Origin of the sequence: Azohydromonas lata NBRC 102462, assembly GCF_001571085.1 — a bacterium.
Taxonomy (GTDB): domain Bacteria; phylum Pseudomonadota; class Gammaproteobacteria; order Burkholderiales; family Burkholderiaceae_C; genus Azohydromonas; species Azohydromonas lata.
Genome location: NZ_BCTC01000082.1, coordinates 14,227 through 30,464 on the forward strand (window position 1 = coordinate 14,227; position 16,238 = coordinate 30,464).

General features: G+C 72.3%; 13 protein-coding genes. 6 read left to right on the forward strand and 7 right to left on the reverse strand.

Translation table 11 applies throughout. The annotated features are described in order from the left end of the window. Positions 1 to 88: 88 nt before the first annotated feature. Entirely contained in the window at positions 89 to 1,219 is a 1,131-nt protein-coding gene (locus tag ALA01S_RS22465; protein WP_066341283.1) for an App1 family protein phosphatidate phosphatase, read from the reverse strand. 158 nt (positions 1,220 to 1,377) lie between these two features. Between ALA01S_RS22465 and ALA01S_RS22470 the strand changes: the two genes are divergently transcribed. After that, positions 1,378 to 1,905 carry a hypothetical protein gene (locus ALA01S_RS22470; RefSeq protein ID WP_157119200.1) on the forward strand — a complete coding sequence of 176 codons (528 nt, stop codon included), beginning with the start codon at positions 1,378 to 1,380 and terminating at the stop codon, positions 1,903 to 1,905. 156 nt (positions 1,906 to 2,061) lie between these two features. Here ALA01S_RS22470 and ALA01S_RS22475 read toward each other — a convergent pair whose 3' ends face one another. The 3 genes from ALA01S_RS22475 to ALA01S_RS34930 form a co-directional block, all read right to left on the reverse strand. Further along, complete coding sequence (locus tag ALA01S_RS22475; RefSeq protein WP_084267821.1) at positions 2,062 to 2,487, reverse strand: Hsp20/alpha crystallin family protein; 426 nt, start codon at positions 2,485 to 2,487, stop codon at positions 2,062 to 2,064. 49 nt (positions 2,488 to 2,536) lie between these two features. Then, entirely contained in the window at positions 2,537 to 2,995 is a 459-nt protein-coding gene (locus ALA01S_RS22480; protein ID WP_066341320.1) for an Hsp20/alpha crystallin family protein, read from the reverse strand. A 262-nt stretch (positions 2,996 to 3,257) separates the two neighbouring features. Next, positions 3,258 to 5,822 (reverse strand): ATP-dependent DNA helicase, encoded by a 2,565-nt coding sequence (locus ALA01S_RS34930; RefSeq protein ID WP_238455900.1) that lies wholly within the window; start codon positions 5,820 to 5,822, stop codon positions 3,258 to 3,260. 175 nt (positions 5,823 to 5,997) lie between these two features. Here ALA01S_RS34930 and ALA01S_RS22490 point away from each other — a divergent pair, with 175 nt between their 5' ends. The 4 genes from ALA01S_RS22490 to ALA01S_RS22505 all read left to right on the forward strand — a co-directional run bounded on the left by ALA01S_RS22490 (position 5,998) and on the right by ALA01S_RS22505 (position 11,646). Beyond that, a complete protein-coding gene (locus tag ALA01S_RS22490; protein ID WP_066341291.1) occupies positions 5,998 to 6,690 on the forward strand; it encodes a helix-turn-helix domain-containing protein in 693 nt (230 codons plus the stop codon). Positions 6,691 to 6,765: 75 nt separating this feature from the next. Continuing rightward, a complete protein-coding gene (locus ALA01S_RS22495) occupies positions 6,766 to 7,770 on the forward strand; it encodes a DMT family transporter (protein WP_084267822.1) in 1,005 nt (334 codons plus the stop codon). A gap of 14 nt (positions 7,771 to 7,784) precedes the next feature. Next, entirely contained in the window at positions 7,785 to 8,207 is a 423-nt protein-coding gene (locus ALA01S_RS22500) for a DUF1810 domain-containing protein (RefSeq protein WP_066341294.1), read from the forward strand. Between the two features lie 250 nt (positions 8,208 to 8,457). Then, entirely contained in the window at positions 8,458 to 11,646 is a 3,189-nt protein-coding gene (locus ALA01S_RS22505; protein WP_066341296.1) for an MASE3 domain-containing protein, read from the forward strand. A gap of 40 nt (positions 11,647 to 11,686) precedes the next feature. On the opposite strand, the gene ALA01S_RS22510 is transcribed toward ALA01S_RS22505, so the two are convergent. Both ALA01S_RS22510 and ALA01S_RS22515 read right to left on the reverse strand, forming a co-directional pair. Further along, positions 11,687 to 12,328: a DsbA family oxidoreductase gene (locus tag ALA01S_RS22510; protein WP_066341298.1), complete on the reverse strand. Its 642-nt coding sequence runs from the start codon at positions 12,326 to 12,328 to the stop codon at positions 11,687 to 11,689. Then, on the reverse strand, positions 12,322 to 13,425 hold the full coding sequence (locus ALA01S_RS22515) for an RNA methyltransferase (protein WP_066341300.1): 1,104 nt from the start codon (positions 13,423 to 13,425) through the stop codon (positions 12,322 to 12,324). The genes ALA01S_RS22510 and ALA01S_RS22515 overlap by 7 nt, the downstream gene beginning before the upstream one ends. A 536-nt stretch (positions 13,426 to 13,961) precedes the next feature. Between ALA01S_RS22515 and ALA01S_RS35365 the strand changes: the two genes are divergently transcribed. Then, entirely contained in the window at positions 13,962 to 15,743 is a 1,782-nt protein-coding gene (locus tag ALA01S_RS35365; protein WP_084267824.1) for a methyl-accepting chemotaxis protein, read from the forward strand. A gap of 28 nt (positions 15,744 to 15,771) precedes the next feature. On the opposite strand, the gene ALA01S_RS22525 is transcribed toward ALA01S_RS35365, so the two are convergent. Next, positions 15,772 to 16,238, reverse strand: a 467-nt coding sequence (locus tag ALA01S_RS22525) for a TOBE domain-containing protein (protein ID WP_169805982.1), incomplete at its 5' end; no start/stop codon positions are given.

Below are 16,238 nucleotides of genomic sequence, written 5' to 3' on the forward strand. Positions count from 1 at the left end.
TTGCGCATCCAACGTGTGCAATTGGCACCGTTCGGGGGCGTGGCCGCTACGGGCGGCGCGCGCGGCTGGTGCGTCCGCCCGGCGCCCCTCACGCCACCCGCGCCGTCGCCTCCTCGCGCCGGTCCGCGCGCACGTCGTCCACCGCCGAGGGGCTGACCCAGCCGGCCTGGGCCGCGTGCTCGGCCACGGCCACGCTGTCGGCCACCAGGCGCAGCGGCACGCCGGCCGCCGCGGCCTCTTCGGCCAGCCGCGCCACGGCGGCGTGGCGCGCGGGGTCGGGGTCCACGCTGCGGATGTAGACGGCGCACACGCGCCCGGGGTGCGCCTGCACCACGCGGGCGTAGATCTCCGGGTCCTGCTCGCCGCTGTCGCCGATCAGGACGAAGGGCAGTGCCGGATAGGCCGCCAGGAGCTGCTCGATGTGGCGCAGCTTGTGCGACACGTGGTCCAGCGGGCCGAACAGCAGGTGGTCGCCAAAGTCCTTGAGCAGCAGCGGCCCCTCCGGCAGGCCCTGCAGCCGCAGGAAGTCGCGCAGCGGCGTGTACAGGTTCCACGGGCTGCTGGAGACGTAGAAGACGGGGTTGCCTTGCGCGCCGGACGCCCCGCGGTGCAGCGCGCGGTACAGCGCCGACACGCCCGCGAACGGCTTGCGGGTGTAGGCGTTGGAGCGCAGCAGCAGCGACAGCATGCGCAGCCGGTGGCGCACGTTGGACCACACCACCGTGTCGTCCAGGTCGCTCACCACCGCCAGCCGCGCCGTGGGCGGCGGCACCAGCACGCGCGCCGTGGCCGTCACGGGCAGCGCGCCCGCGGCCACCGGCCACAGCAGCTCCAGCCCCACTTCCTGCCACAGCGGCTTGTCCAGCGGCTGCGCGGGCTCGAACGTCATCTCGAAGTGGCCTTCGCCGTCGGCCTCGGCCTCCAGCGCCTGCTCGCCCAGCACGGCGCGCACGCGCGCGCCCGGCACCTCGCCGGAGGCCATGCGGCGGTACACGGCCACGAGGTTGCGCCAGGCCGGGTCCGCCGCCTGCGGCGCGCGGTGCGCCACCAGCCGCAGCACGCGGCCGGACAGCATGAGCCGCTGCGCCGTGCCGTAACCGAGGTAGGGCACGATTTCCAGCGGGCCGGGCGGCCGGCGCTGCTGCACGTGGTGACGCCGCCAGTCGTTGAGCCGGTCGGCCCTATCCACCCAGCGGCCTATCGTGGAGCGAATCTTCATGGCCGCGCGCGGGCAAGGCGCATGCCTTGCGATCTCGCCGGGGCAGGCCGGCGCTTGTAGGACCGGTCCGACCCGAGCTTGCGCCATTCGGCGATGGCGCCGGGCCATCTGCGCGATGCCCAATGAGCTCATCGAATGCCACGCACCGGAGATCCCGCATGAGCTCGTCACCCCTAACCCCCTTTGGCGAACATTCCTTGACGCTGGTGGCCGCCGTCTTCGACAACCCGTCGCAGGCCGAGCAGGTCGCGGCCGCGCTGCGCCACGAGCCCGGGCTGCACTCCACCGTGATCCACCCCGGCGACCAAAGCGTCGCGCGCAAGCTGGAGCCCGAGCAGCACGGCATCTGGCGCACGCTGCTGCGCAGCCACGCCGTGTTCATGCCGGCCGGCGCCGCGTTGGGCGTGGTCGTGGCGCTGTTGCTGGTGGCCGCCGGCTGGCCCGCGGCCGTGGAGTCGCCCTTCTTCGCCGCGCTGTTCCTGGCGTTGATGGGCGGCTTCTTCGGCGGCATGGTGGCCGGGCTGCTGACGCTGCGGCCCGACCATGCCGTCGTCATCCGCAAGGTCCGCGCCGCGCTGGCCCGTGGCGGCCACGCGGTGGTCATCCACCCCATGAACGAGATGCGCGCCCGCGCCGCCATGGCCGCCCTGCAACGGGCCGGCGCGACACCGCTGCGCTCGTTCTGAGCACGGCCGCTGCCATAAAAAAACCCGCCGCCGCGTACCGGAACGCGAGGGCGGGTGCTCAAGCCCCGGGGCGGCGGCGTCGCCCCGGGAAGGGTGATGGGAAAGCGGCGCCGTCAGCGCCGGGCGGCTGCTTGTAACCCGCGCGCGGAGCCGGCGTCAGCCGAGCTGCACCTCGATGCGCCGCGGCTGGGCATGCGCCTGCTTGGGGATGCGCAGGTTGAGCACGCCGTCGCGCAACTGGGCCTGGATGGCGCCGGCGTCGAGCTCGCGGCTGAGCGTGAAGGCGCGGCGGTAGCGCGGCAGCCGCACTTCGGCGTACAGCGCTTCCAGCCCCTCGGGGGCGAAGGCCGCGACGGCGCCCTCTATGAGCAGCGTGTCGCCTTCGACCTTGAGCTCCAGTTGCTCGCGCGGCACGCCCGGCAGGTCGGCCAGCAGCGTGATGCCGGACTCGTCCTCGAACACGTCCACGCGCGGCACCATGGCGCGGTCATCCTTGGGCGCGCGCTGCGCGGCGGCGGGTTGCTGGGCTGGCTGTTGCACGTTGCGTCCGTTGTTGGCTTGGAGGTCGCGGGTGTCGGTCATGGCGATGTCTCCGTGAAAAAAGGCCTGTGGTGTCTGGAAAATTCGCGGGTCACTGGACCTGGATGCGCTGCGGCTGCGCCTCGGCGCGGCGGGCGACGCTCACGTTGAGCACGCCGTCCCGGTAGCGGGCCTGCACCTGTCCCGCATCCACGTCGTCGGGCAGGCTGATGGCCCGCATGAAGCGGCCGCTGCTGCGCTCGCGGCTGTACACGCGCTGCTTGCCGGCTTCCTGGCCCTCGGCCACGGACGGGGCGCGCTCGCCGGAGATGGTCAGCACGCCGCGGTCGAGGTTGACCTCGATCTTGGCCGGATCCAGGCCGGGTGCGAAGGCATAGATCTCCACGCTGTTGGGCGTGCGGCCGACGTTGACGGCCGGGAAGGCGCCGGGCGCCACGGAGCGGATGCTGGACGCCTGGCCCACGGGGCCGAACACGTCGTCAAGCTCGCGGCGCAGGCGATCGAAGTCGCCAAAGAGGCCACCGGGAAAAGTCAAAAGGGATCCAAACATGGCTATGTCCTCCTGCGTCATCGGCCCCGCTGCGGCGTCTTCTTCTTCACTGCCCGCGGCGCCGGGATGACCGACAGATAGGGCGCCCCGCGCAGGCTTCAAGAGCTTTTTTTCAACGGCGAAGCGGATTTTTTTCGGGAGCCCTAAACAGGCCGGGCTCGGCGCATGAGGAGGCGGTCCATGCGCCGCCGCGCGCGGCGGCGCGCTGCCGGTTGCGCCCGCGACGGCCTGCGCCTGCGCCGCAAGGCGCATCCGGGCCCGCTCAATCGCCCACGGCCCACCACGCCGGCAGCAGCGCGCGCACGTCCGGCCGGTTGAAGCGCTCGTCCAGCAGGTGCAGCACGCCGCGGTCTTGCGGCCCGCGGATTACGCGCCCGGCGGCCTGCACCACCTTCTGCAGCCCCGGGTAGAGGTAGGCGTGGTCGAAGCCGGCCCCCAGGCGCTCGTCCAGCAGCCGGCGGAACTGCTCGTTGACCGGGTTGACCTGCGGCAGCCCAAGCGTGGCGACGAAGGCGCCTATGAGCCGCTCGCCCGGCAGGTCTATGCCCTCGCTGAAGGCGCCGCCCAACACCGCGAAGCCTATGCCGCGCCCGCCCTCGACGAAGCGCTCCACGAACGCCGCCTGCTCCGGCTCGCTCATGCCGCGCGACTGCCGCCAGGCCGGGATGTCCGGCCGCGCCGCCGCGAAGGCGTCGGCCGCCTGCTGCAAATAGCCGTAGCTGCTGAAGAAGGCCAGGTAGTGGCCCGGGCGCTCGTCGTACTGCGCGCCCATGAGCGCCACGATGCGCCCAAGCGAGGCCTGCCGGTGCTGCCAGCGCGTGGACAGCCGCCGCGCCACGCGCACGCGCAACTGCTCGGCGGCGAAGGGGGCGGGCACGTCCAGCTCCACCGCGTCCGGCGGCAGCCCAAGCAGCGCGCGGTGGTGGTGCGGCGGCTGCAGCGTGGCGGAAAAGAGGGTCAGCGACTGCGCCGCGGCCAGGCGCGGCGCCAGGTGCGGCGCCGGCACCACGTTGCGCAGGCTCAGGCGGCGGCGGGCGCCGTCGGTCTGCAGGTCCAGCAGCGCGTGGGGGCCGAAGTCCGCCGCCAGCCGCGCGAAGTGCAGCGCCTCGAAGGCGAAGTCCAGTTGCCCGGCGTCCGGCGCGCCGCTGGCCTCGGCCTGCGCCTGCAGGACGGCATTGGCCGCCAGTTGCAGCGCCTCCACGAATTTCAAGGGCAGCCCGTCCAGCACGCGGTAGGAGGGCACCGCCGCGCGCGCGGTGCGGGCAAAGGGTGCGGATGTGGTGGCGGGCGCAGGTGGCGAGCGCAGGCCTTCGCCAGGCAGCAGGCTGGCCTGGGCGGCGGTCGCGGTTTCGGCCGGGGCCGTGCCGCTCTCGCCCTCGCCCTCGCTCTCACGCTCGTCCTCGCCCTGGTCCAGGAGCTTCACCGCCTCGCGCCAGCGGCGCTGCAGCCGCTGCAGCGCGCGTTTGACCTCGCCGGTGGCGCCGCGGGCGAGCAGGCGCCAGGTGGCCGGGTCCAGCTCGGCGGAGTACATGCGCCGCGCGCGCTCCACCAGGTTGTGCGCCTCGTCCACCAGCAGTGCCGTCTTCCAGCCCTGGGCGCTGCTCAGGCCGTGCAGCAGCGCGGCACTGTCGAACCAGTGGTTGTAGTCGCCCACGTACACGTCGGCCCAGGGCGCCAGCTCCAGGCCCAGGTAGTAGGGGCACAGGCCGTGGCGCGCGGCCAGGGCGCGCAGCGGCTCGCGCTCCCAGGCGGGCAGCGCCACGGCATCCAGCCGCGCCGCGGGCAGCCGGTCGTAGAAGCCCGCCGCCAGCGGGCAGGAGCCGCCGTGGCAGCTCTTGTCCGGGTGCTCGCAGCTCTTTTCGCGGGCGACCAGCTCCAGCACGCGCAAGGGGAGGGCGGCGGCCGGACGGTGGTCGCCTGCGCCGGGCTGCGGGGCGGTGTCGGGCGTGCCGGCCGGCAGGCGGGGCGTGGTTTCGCCCTCGCAGGGTGGCGGTCCTGGCGGCGCGGGCTGTGCCGGCTGCCGGGCCGCATGCGCCTGGCGCAGCGTGGCCAGGGCCTGCAGCGCCAGGGCGCGGCCCGAGGTCTTGGCGGTGAGGAAGCAGATGCGGTCCAGTTGCTGCCCCGGCATGGCCTTGAGCAGCGGAAACAGCGTGCCCACCGTCTTGCCTATGCCCGTGGGCGCCTGCGCCAGCAGGCAGCGGCCGTCGCGCGCGGCGCGGTACACGGCCTCGGCCAGCGTGCGCTGGCCCGCGCGAAAGCCCGCGTGCGGAAAGGCGAGCGCCTGCAGCGCCGCGTCGCGCGCCGTGCGGTGCGCCGCCTCCAGCCGCGCCCACTGCTCGAAGGCGGCGCAGGCCGACAGCAGCTCGCGCTCCAGCTCCGCGGCGGTGGCGCGGCGGGTGAACACCGTCTCGTGGGCGCTGCCCAGCTCCAGGTAGACCAGCGCCAGCTCCACCTCGGCGCAGCCCTGCTCGCGGCACAGCAGCGCGCCGTAGGCCATGAGCTGCGCCCAATGCAGCGCGCGCACGCCCGGCGGCTGGCGCTCCAGCCGGCCGCGGTAGGTCTTGACTTCCTCCAGCCGGTGGGCGGCAGGGTCGTAGCCGTCGGCGCGGCCGCGCACGCGCAGCTGGCCCACGTCGGCCTGCAACGGCAGCTCGCGCCGGTAGCCGGGAGCGCGGCGCGAGGCCACCAGGGCGTGGCCCTCCTGGCCTTCCTGGGCCGTTGGGCCGCCGGCCAGGCGCTGGTCCAGGTCGCCGCGGCGCAGGCTGAATTCGCACAGCGCACGCACGGCGACGGTGTAGGGCGGCTTGTCGGACGGCTGTGCGGACATACAGCCCGCCATTGTCGCCGGCATGGCTTGGCCCCACGGGGCGCTTCGGTCCGGACGACCAGCAGCCGCCTCCTACAAGGCTTTGCGCGAGCCACCCGGCCGTGCGCAGGGCCGCGTGCGGCGGGCATGGGGTCGCTGTTGCGGAACAATCCAGCCTGCTTTCCACCCTGCCGCCATGGCCTCCGCGACGTCACTGCCTCCCCTGGACCATGCCCAAGCCTCGCTGCGCCGCTACGCGGGCGAGTACCCGGCGCATGCCCATGCGCACGCGCAGGTGCTGGTGGGCCTGGAGGGCTGCCTGCAACTGGAGCTGGACGGGCATGCCGCCTTCGTCGATGCGGCCAGTGCCTTGATCGTCCCGGCCGGCGTGGCGCACGCCTTCCTGGCCGAGACGCCCGCGCGCGTGCTGGTTCTGGACGCGCCGCCCGGCCCTGCGCTGGAGCGCGTGCGCCGCTTCGCGCCGCCGCCGGCGTGGAAGGTGTTGCCCGCGCAGGCGCTGGATGCCCAAGCCGCCCTGGCCACGCTGCAGGGCACGGCCACGCTGCTGCCGCGCCGCCGCCTGGACCTCGCTGCCCTGGCGGCCGCCGTGGCCGCGGCCCCGGCGCAGGACTGGAGCACGCCGCGCCTGGCCGCGCTGGCCTGCCTGAGCCCGCAGCGCTTCCATGCCCGCTTCGTCGAGCTCGCGGGCCAGCCGCCCGCGGCCTGGGTGCGCGCCAGGCGCCTGGACGCGGCCGAGCGGCTGCTGCGTGCGGGCCTGTCACTGGACGCCGCCGCGCTGCAGGTGGGCTACGCCACGGCCAGCGCGCTGGCCTACGCGCTGCGGCGCGAGCGCGGCGTGGGCGCGAGAGGGTTGCGCCGCCCAAAGTGAGCCGGCGGCGGTCGCGCACTTCACTTCAAGAGCCTCTCGACATTTCCCCTGCACCGCCGCCCCATCCTTGACGGCATGAACACGCATCCCAAGACCGGCGTCGTGCTGGTGCTTTCGGCCGCGGCGCTGTGGGGCACCACGGGCACGGCGCAATCCTTTGCCGGCGGCGGGCTGTCGCCGCTGTGGTTCGGCGCGCTGCGGCTGCTGGTAGCGGCGCTCTTCTTTGCCCTGTGCTTCGCGCTGCGGCGCGGGCCGCGCCCGGCCGCGCCCGGCACGCCCTTGCCGCGGCTGGCGCTGTTGGGCGCCGGGCTGAGCATGGCCGCCTACAACCTGAGCTTCTTCGGCGGCGTGCGCGAAGCCGGGGTGGCGGTGGGTACGGCCATCGCGCTGGGCAGCGGCCCGGTGTGGGCGGGCGTGCTGCAGTCGCTGCTCACGCGCCAGGTGCCCGCGCCGGGCTGGTGGCTGGGCACGGCGCTGGCCGTGGGCGGCGGCGTGCTCATGACGCTGGCCGGCGGCAGCGCCGCGGCCGTGAGCCCCGCGGGCGTGGCGCTGTGCCTGCTGGCCGGGCTGTCCTACGCGGTCTACACGCTGGCCAGCCAGCGCCTGCTGCGCGCCGCGCCGCCCGCGGCCGTGACGCTGTATGCCTTCGGCGCCGCCGCGGCGCTGGCGCTGCCGGCGGCGTGGTGGCAGTCCGGTGCGCCCGCGCCGCACCCGGCCGACGTGGCGGCCGTGCTCTACGTGGGCGTGGCCGCCACGGGGGTGGCCTACCTGCTCTACAGCCACGCGTTGCGCCACATCGCCACCGCGCCGGCCGTCACGCTGGCGCTGGCCGAGCCGGTGGTGGCCTTCCTGCTGGCCGTGGCCGTGGTGGGCGAGCGCCCAAGCGCCTACGCGGTGCTGGGCCTGTTGCTGGTGGTGGCCGGCGTGCTGGCGGTGGTGCGCAATGAGCTGTTGGGCGCAAGCCGCCGCGCCCGGCAGGGGCAAGCCACGGCGGCGGCCGCGGCGCCTGCGGATGCGGCAAGCTCGCGCGACGCCGCGGACGCCGGCTTGCGCGCCCCGCGCGTCCATCCATCGCCCTAACCCCTGCCCATCCCATGGACGACCCCTTCAAGCTGCACCGCTTCGTCGCCGCCCAGGACGCCGTGCTCGCCGCCGTGCGCGCCGAGCTTGCCGCCGGCGACAAACGCACGCACTGGATGTGGTTCGTCTTTCCGCAGCTCAAGGCCCTGGGCCGCAGCACCACGGCGCTGCACTTTGGCCTGGGCGGCCGGGACGAGGCGCTGGCCTACTGGCGCCACCCCGTGCTGGGTGCGCGGCTGCGCGAGTGCACCGCGCTGGCGCTGGGCGTGCCGCCGCCGCGCAGCGCGCACGAGATATTCCATTCGCCCGACGACTTGAAGTTCCGCTCCTGCATGACGCTGTTCGGGGCCGTCGCGCCGCAGGAGCTGCTGTTCGGGCAGGCGCTGCGCCGCTTTTTCGACGGGCCGGACCCGCGCACCCTCGAACTGCTGCGCTGAAACCCTGCGGCCGGGCGCATCCACCGGCGGGAAAACCACAACAGGCGCAGCGGATGCGCTTTGATCGCCGTCAAGAAATACTGTCGCCACCCCCGCACACAATGGGCCGAAGCTGCGAGGGCTGCGGCGGACGCCGAGGTTTCGTGCAGTGGTCCGGCATGGCGCAGCCGAATATTCATATTCGGACTCCTGGGGCATGGAAACTTCCACGAATCATCAAGCGCCCACACGCCTGAAAATCACGGTCGGCATGCTGACCTTGTTTTTGCTGATAGGCCACTCGTTGCCCACCTTCAGCCTGTTCGGCTCCGCGGAAGCCTATTTGCCGCTGCACATGCTGCTGGAGTTTTGCGGCATGGCCATTGCGGCCATGGTTTTTTCGCTGACCTGGACGCTGCACCGCCGCGGCGACCAGCGCATGCTGTGGCTGGGCCTGGGCCTTTTGCTGGTGGCGCTGGTCAATTTCGCGCACACCCTGTCCTTCAAGGGCATGCCGGTTTTCGTCACGCCCAGCGGTCCGGAAAAGGCCATCAATTTCTGGCTGGCTTCGCGGTTTTATACGGCGGTGACCTTGTGCCTGTTCGCGTTCCTGCCGCCGCGGCGCTGCAGCCTGCCCGGCGCGGCCGTGGGCCTGGGTTTCGTGCTGTGCATGGCGGCACTGACTTATTGGGTGGGCTTGTGGCAATCGCGATGGCTGCCCCGTACCTTCATCGCCGGCAGCGGTTTGACCGATTTCAAAATCGGTGCCGAATATGCGCTGTCAATTGTGCTGGCCCTGGTGGCGCTGCGCCTGGCCTGGCGGGCACGGCGCAAGCCTACCCACACTTTGCACCTGATGGCCGCCGCGGCCTGGACGCTGAGCCTTTGCGGCCTGTTTTTCGCTCTCTACGCCACCGTCACCGACATTCTCAACCTGCTGGGCCACCTGTACCAGTCGGCGGCCTACGCCATGATTTACTACGGCATTTATGTGCATGGCGTGCGCCAGCCGCAGGCGGCGCTGACTAGCCTGAGCTCGCGCTACCGCAATATCCTGGACAGCACCGACGTCGGCACCTGGGAATGGAACGTGCAAAGCGGCGACGTATTCTTCAACGAGCGCTGGTGCAGCATGCTGGGTTATGCCCAGCATGAAATAAAACCGCGCCTGGAGAGCTGGTACAGCCTCATCCACGTGGACGATTTTGCCAACATAGAAAAAGCGCTGGTGGCCCATTTGGACGGCGGCACGCCGTTCTATGAATGCGAGCACCGCCTGCGCCACAAAAATGGCCATGACATCTGGGTACTGGACCGCGGCCAGGTATTGGAGCGCGACGAACAGGGCCGCCCCCTGCGCGCCGCCGGCATGCACATGGACATTACCGACCGCAAGGCCATGCAGCGGCGCAATGACGAATTGCTGGCGCGCCTGCAGAAAATCACGTCCAAAGTGCCGGGCATGGTTTTTCAATACCAGTGGTGGCCGGGCGGGCGCAGCGCCTACCCTTATGTCAGCGCCGGCGTTCGGGAGCTGTTCGGCGTGTCGCCGCAGGACGTGGCGCGGGACAGCTCGCCCATTGCCGCCAGGGTGCACCCCGACGACATGGGCCAGGTGGCCGCCACCATCAAGGCCTCGGCCAAATCCATGCGCACCTGGCACACCGAATTCCGCACCCTCTGGCCGGACGGCAAAATTTTATGGGTGGAAGGTTTGGCGGAGCCGGAATCCCTGCCGGACGGCAGCATCCTGTGGCACGGTTATGTGCGCGACGTCACCGAGCGCAAGCGCATGTCCGCAGAATTGCAGAAATACCACCTCCACCTGGCGGACCTGGTTGAGACCCGTACTGCGGAACTGGAAGCCGCGAAATTCGCGGCGGAATCGGCCAACGCCGCCAAAAGTGCCTTCCTGGCCCACATGAGCCACGAAATACGCACGCCGCTCAATGCCATCATCGGTATGGCGCAAGTGGCCCTGCGCGACGCGCAGGCGGCACCGGCACAGCGGCATTTGCGCCAGATTCAGGATTCCGGCCGCCTGCTGCTGGACCTCGTGAGCGACGTGCTGGATATTGCCAAAATCGAGGCCGGCAAGCTAGTGCTGGAATACCGGCCCGTGCGCTTGCCGCAGGTCATACAGCGGGCCATGCGCTTGACGGAGCATCGCGCGCTGACGCAGCAATTGCAGTTCGGCGTCAAATGCGCGGAGGATTTGCCGCCCGGCATCTTGTGCGACGAAACCCGGCTGCTGCAGGTGCTGGTCAATTTGTTGGGCAATGCCATCAAATTCACCGAGCATGGCGGCGTGCACATGCGGGTGCGGCCCATGGAGTTTCAGGGCAGGCGCTGGATTGAATTTGCCATCAGCGATACCGGCATCGGCATCAGCCCCGGCCAGATTGACGCGCTGTTCCGGCCTTTCCACCAGGGCGACCACTCCACCACGCGGCGTTTCGGCGGCACGGGTTTGGGCTTGTCCATCAGCAAGCGCATCGTGGATTTGATGCAGGGCAGTATCACGGTGGAAAGCGAGGCCGGCCGGGGCTCGTGTTTCCGTGTGCGCATTCCCCTGGTGGAGGCGGCGGTGCCGGAAGACAAATGGGCTTTGGCGCGCATGGAGGGCCTGCAGGGCGTGCGCCGCCTGGAGGGCTTGAACATTCTCGCCGCGGAGGACGACGGGGTGAACCGCTGGGTGCTGCAGGATTTGTTGCAGCAGGAAGGCGCGCATTGCCTGATTCTGGGTACCGGCTCCGAGGCGCTGGAATTGCTGGACCAGCGCGCGAATTTCGATTTGTTCATCACCGACGTGCAAATGCCCGGCCTCAGCGGTTATGACACGGCGCGTCGCTGCCGGGAAAACCATCCCGAAATCCCCGTGCTCGGCTTGACCGCCTATGCCCTGGCCGAAGAAAGGCAGCGCTGCCTGGAGGCCGGCATGGCCGCCCACGTGACCAAGCCGGTGGACGTGGATATTTTGTGCGAGACCATTTTGAAAGTGCTGGGCCGGGAGGGGGGCGCGGCGGACCAACCCGCGCCAGTGCTTCAGGCCGACATGCCGCCGGCCGTGGCCATGGCGCCGGCCGGGGTGGAGGCGGCTGCCGTCGAGGCGCCGGTGATCGACTGGCCGGGTTTGTGGCAGCGGCTGCGGCGGGCCGAGTCGGTGCGGCAGATCCTGCAGACCCTGGTGGACCACCACGGCGCCTCGGCCGAGGCGCTGCGCCGCTACGGCAGCCAGGCCGACCTGCCGGCCCTCTCCGGCCTGGCGCACCAGTTGCGCGGCGTGGCCGGCACCTTGTGCGCCGAGCCCGTCAAGCGGGCGGCCACCGTGCTGGAAGGGCAGATCCGCCAGACCGGCACCTACGAGCCCCAGGCGCTCGACAGCCTGGCCGACGCGGTGGACGCGCTGATGGCGCAGGCGCGCGGCGGGCTCAAGGACGGCTCGCTGACCCGCTCCTGAGCGCCCCCGTTTCCGCCGCCGCCGGCGTGGGCGCCGGCGCTTACCCGGCCGCGTCGCCTTGCTCGGCGATGCGCCGCAGCGCCTGCTCGAAGGCCTGCGGCGGCTGCGCGCCCTGGATCAGGTAGCGGTCGTTGACGATCACCGAGGGCACGGACTGGATGCCCAGCTCCTGCCACTGCCGCTGCAGCGCGCGCACCTCGTCGGCATAGGTGCCTTGCGCCAGCACCTCGCGGGCGCGGGCCCCGTCCAGCCCGGCCTTGCGCGCGGCCTCCAGCAGCACGGCGGGGTCGGACGGGTTCTGGTCGTCCGTCTGGTAGGCCTGGAGCAAGGCGCGTTTCAAGGCGAGCTGTTTGCCTTCCAGGCCGGCCCAATGCAGCAGCCGGTGCGCGTCGAAGGTGTTCCAGATGCGCGTGCGCGGGCCGAAGGTGAAGCTCACGGCGGCGCCGCGCTCGCGCAGGTGGGCGCGGGTTTCCTCCAACTGTGCCGGGGTGCGGCCGTACTTGCGGCACAGGTGCTCGGTGCTGTCCTCGCCCTCGGGGCCCATGGCGGGGTTGAGCTCGAAGGGCTGGAAGTGAATCTCCACCGGCATGTCCGGCAGTTGGGCCAGCGCCTGCTCCAGCGCGTACAGGCCCACGGCGCACCAGGGGCAGGCGATGTCGGAGACGAAGTCGATTTTCAGCATGTGGATTCCTGTGCGGGAGCGGCGGGAAGGGCGTCGGCCGCAGTGGCCGCAGTGGCCGGGTTGGCCGGGCGCCGCTGCAGCGTGACGGCGGCTTGCGTGCCCAGGGCGCGGGCGCGCAGTTGGCCGCAGCCGCCGTCCACGTCCTGCCCGGCCGAGTTGCGCAGCCGGGTGAGGATGCCGCGGCGGTTGAGCCAGCGCGCCATCTCGGCGGCGCGCTCGCCCGCCGGACGCTTGAAAGGCAGCTCCGGCACGCTGTTGTAGGGGATCAGATTCATCATCGCGTACTTGCCCTTGAGCAGCCGCTCCATGCCGGCGAGCTCCTCGTCCGTGTCGTTGATGCCTTCGAGCAGCGTCCACTGGAACTGGATGGGATAGCCGGTGAACCGCGCGTAGCGCTCGGCCGCCTCCACGAGGTCTTGCGGCGCGATGCGCGGGGCGCGCGGCAGCAGGCGCTGGCGCAGCTCGGCGTCGGTGGTGTGCAGCGACAGGGCCAGCGCCGGCTTCACCGCCAGCGTGGGCAGCCGCTCGAAGGCGCGCTCGTCGCCCACGGTGGAGAACACCAGCTCCTTGTGGCCGATGCCGCCGGCCGTGCCCAGCACCTGTATGGCCTCCAGCACGTTGTCCAGGTTGTGCGAGGGCTCGCCCATGCCCATGAACACCACGCGCTTCACCTCGCGCTGCGACCGCGCCAGGGCCACCTGGGCCACGATTTCCGCGCTGCCGACCTGGCGCAGCAGGCCGGACTTGCCCGTCATGCAAAAGGCACAGCCCACGGCGCAGCCGACCTGGCTGGAGACGCACACCCCGCCGCGCGGCAGCAGCACGCTTTCCACGGCCTGGCCGTCGGCGAGGTCCACCAGCAGGCGCACGGAGCCGTCGGCGCCGGGGTGGGAGGAGCGCAGGCGCGCCAAGCCGTCCAGCTCGGCCTGCAGCGCGGGCAGCGCGGCGCGCACCGGCGCCGGCAGCCAGTGCTCGGGGCGGCGCACGGTGGTGGTGTCCAGCGGCAGCGCGCGCGTCCACAGGCGCAGGAGGTGCTGCTCGTGCACGGGCCGCGCGCCCAGGGCGCGCAGGCGCTGGCGAAGGGTGTCAACTTGCATGGGGTTACTGCTGGGAAGAAGGGCGGCCTGGGCGCGAAGGCGGGAGTGTAGGCAGCTGAAGCAAAGGCGGCGGCGAGGGCAGCGGCGAGGAGGGCTGGCGGCGGCTCGATGGAACGCCGGGTGACCGGCCGGAATTTTAGGCGCCGCCCCGCCCACGGCCTTTGGGCCGCCGCGCGGCGCGGCGCGGGTTGACCCGCCCCCAGCTTTGTCCGGGCCGCCGCGGGAGGATTGCACCGCGGCGCCAGGGAGCTTCCTCCCTGCATCCCACCCTGGTTCCAGGGTTAGCCTTCAGACCAGGGATTGATATTGCCGGCCGGTTTTCTTCTCCGGCTTGCTCTTGCAGGCCCTTGTTCGCCGCTGCCGCGCTTGGCCTCGTGAATGCGCCGCGGCCGGCAGCGGCGAACCCTCCACCGTGCCTTGGAAGTCGCTGTAGGCACATCGTCGTTTTCGCAGTTGCAGTGCGCAGGCGCGGTCCGGTGCGGGGAGCGATCCCGCCGGCGGCGTGTGCGCCCCTGTCCCAACCGAGGACCCGCGACATGAACTTCCGCAACCTGACCTTCAAAGCGCGGCTTGCCGCGGCCTTTGCGCTGATGGCGCTGCTGGTGGCCGCGGTGAGCGTGACGGCACTGCACGCCCTGGCGCGCGAGCGCGCCGGCTTCGAGCTGTACGGCCGCGGCGTGGCGCCGCGCGTGGAGCTGGCGCAGGAGGTGCTGGCCCAGGCGCAGGCCCGCGCCGTGGCCCTGCGCGAGCTGCTGCTGGCCGGCACCCCCAAGGAGCGCCAGGCCGCCACCGCCGCCCAAACGCGGGCGCACCAGGGTGTGACGGAAGCGCTGCAGCGCCTGCGCAAGCTGCTGGCCCAGCCGGGCGTGGGCGCGCAGGAGCGCAGCCTGTATGCCGGCATCGAGAGCGCCGAGTTCCTCTATGGGCCGCTGATGCAGTCCGCGGCCGCGCTGGGCCGCGACGGCCAGCGCGAGCAGGCGCTGGACAAGCTCAACACCGCCAGGCCGTTGCAGGTGCAACTGATCCAGGCCGTGCGCGACTACCGCAGCCACGGCGCCGTCCAGGCCGCCGAGGTGCTGGAGCAGGCCGGCGCGGCCTACGCCCTGACCCGCAACCTGCTGCTGGCGGGCTGCGCCGGCGCCGCGGCGCTGGCGGCGGTGCTGGCGCTGCGCATGAACCCCTCCTTCAACCGCCAGCTCGGCGGCGAGGCGGCCGAGGCCGTGCGCGTGGCCCACGAGCTGGCCCAGGGCCGGCTCGACGTGGTCGTGCCCTGCCGCCCCGGCGACGAGCACAGCCTGATGGCCGCGCTCCAGGCCCTGCGCGACCAGCTCGTGCGCACCGTGGGCGAGGTGCACCGCAACGCCGAGGGCGTGGCCGCCGCCAGCGCGCAGATCGCCCACGGCAACCAGGACTTGAGCCGCCGCACCGAGCAGCAGGCCTCGGCGCTGCAGCAGACCGCCGCCTCCATGGACGAGCTCGGCAGCACCGTGCGCCACAACGCCGACAACGCCAGCCAGGTCGATCAGCTCGCCAAGGGCGCGTCGGACGTGGCGATCAAGGGCGGCGAGGTCGTGGCCCAAGTGGTGCAGACCATGCGCGGCATCGAGGACAGCTCGGCCAAGATCGCCGACATCACCAACGTCATCGACGGCATCGCCTTCCAGACCAACATCCTGGCCCTGAACGCCGCGGTGGAGGCCGCCCGCGCGGGCGAGTCCGGGCGCGGCTTCGCGGTGGTGGCCGGCGAGGTGCGGGCGCTGGCGCAGCGCAGCGCCGAGGCGGCGCGCCAGATCAAGCACCTCATCACCGACAGCGTGCGCCGCGTGGGCGAGGGCTCCACCCTGGCCGACGAGGCCGGCCGCACCATGGGCGAGGTGGTCACCGCCATACAGCGCGTGACGGACCTCATGGGCCAGATCAACGCCGCCAGCGCCGAGCAAAGCCGCGGCGTGGCCCAGGTCGGCCAGGCCGTGGCGCAGATGGACCACGCCACCGGGCAAAACGCCGCGCTGGTGGACCAGAGCGCCGCTGCGGCCTGCAGCCTGCGCGAGCAGGCGCAGCGGCTGGTGCTGGCGGTGTCGGTGTTCCGCACGGCGCCGTCGCAGCCCGGCCGCGCGCCGTTTGCCGAGGCCGACGCGGCTGCGCGGGCGGAGGCCCCGGCCCTGCCGGCGGCGCAGCCCGCACCGCAGGCCGCGCAGCACACCCGCCCCGCGCGCCAGGAGCCCGCGGCAACGCGCTTGGGAGCCCAAGCCCTGCTGATGCCGCTCATGGCGCGGCCCGGCGCCGCCGTGGGCGCCAGCAGCTTGGGCGGCGCCTGAGGGGCGCGGCGCCCGCCCTGCCGCCACGTCACATCAGCGCCACGCCCTTGACCTGCGCGAACACCTCGTCGCCGGGCTGCAGCGCCAGCGCCTCGCAACTGCGCCGCGTGATGCGCGCCAGCAGCCGCGTGCCGCCCAACCGGGCCAGGGCGAGTTGCAGCAGCGCCGTGCCGCGGTCGGCCTGCACCTGCTCGATGACGGCCGGCAGCACGTTGACGATGGTGCTTTCCTGCGGCCGCACCCGCGTGAGGCTCACGTCGCGTGCCAGTACGTGCGCGCGCACCCGCTGCCCAAGCGCCATGCCGGGCTGCTCGCCCACCCAGAGGCTGCCGCCGTGAAAACCGATGCGCACCAGGCCGTAAGCCTCGTCGCGCTCCACCACTTGGGCGTCTATCACCACGCCGGCCTCGTCGGGCGCGCCGGCGCCGCCGCGGCGCACCAGCGCCGGCAGGTCGGTGCGCGCCATCAGCTCGGCCAGCGGGCCGGCGGCCGCCA

Bases quoted from the DNA above. Each gene is read 5' to 3' on its own strand.
- ALA01S_RS22465 (WP_066341283.1), bottom strand. From the start codon at position 1,219: ATGAAGATTCGCTCCACGATAGGCCGCTGGGTGGATAGGGCCGACCGG.
- ALA01S_RS22470 (WP_157119200.1), top strand. From the start codon at position 1,378: ATGAGCTCGTCACCCCTAACCCCCTTTGGCGAACATTCCTTGACGCTG.
- ALA01S_RS22475 (WP_084267821.1), bottom strand. From the start codon at position 2,487: ATGACCGACACCCGCGACCTCCAAGCCAACAACGGACGCAACGTGCAA.
- ALA01S_RS22480 (WP_066341320.1), bottom strand. From the start codon at position 2,995: ATGTTTGGATCCCTTTTGACTTTTCCCGGTGGCCTCTTTGGCGACTTC.
- ALA01S_RS34930 (WP_238455900.1), bottom strand. From the start codon at position 5,822: ATGTCCGCACAGCCGTCCGACAAGCCGCCCTACACCGTCGCCGTGCGT.
- ALA01S_RS22490 (WP_066341291.1), top strand. From the start codon at position 5,998: ATGGCCTCCGCGACGTCACTGCCTCCCCTGGACCATGCCCAAGCCTCG.
- ALA01S_RS22495 (WP_084267822.1), top strand. From the start codon at position 6,766: ATGAACACGCATCCCAAGACCGGCGTCGTGCTGGTGCTTTCGGCCGCG.
- ALA01S_RS22500 (WP_066341294.1), top strand. From the start codon at position 7,785: ATGGACGACCCCTTCAAGCTGCACCGCTTCGTCGCCGCCCAGGACGCC.
- ALA01S_RS22505 (WP_066341296.1), top strand. From the start codon at position 8,458: ATGCTGACCTTGTTTTTGCTGATAGGCCACTCGTTGCCCACCTTCAGC.
- ALA01S_RS22510 (WP_066341298.1), bottom strand. From the start codon at position 12,328: ATGCTGAAAATCGACTTCGTCTCCGACATCGCCTGCCCCTGGTGCGCC.
- ALA01S_RS22515 (WP_066341300.1), bottom strand. From the start codon at position 13,425: ATGCAAGTTGACACCCTTCGCCAGCGCCTGCGCGCCCTGGGCGCGCGG.
- ALA01S_RS35365 (WP_084267824.1), top strand. From the start codon at position 13,962: ATGAACTTCCGCAACCTGACCTTCAAAGCGCGGCTTGCCGCGGCCTTT.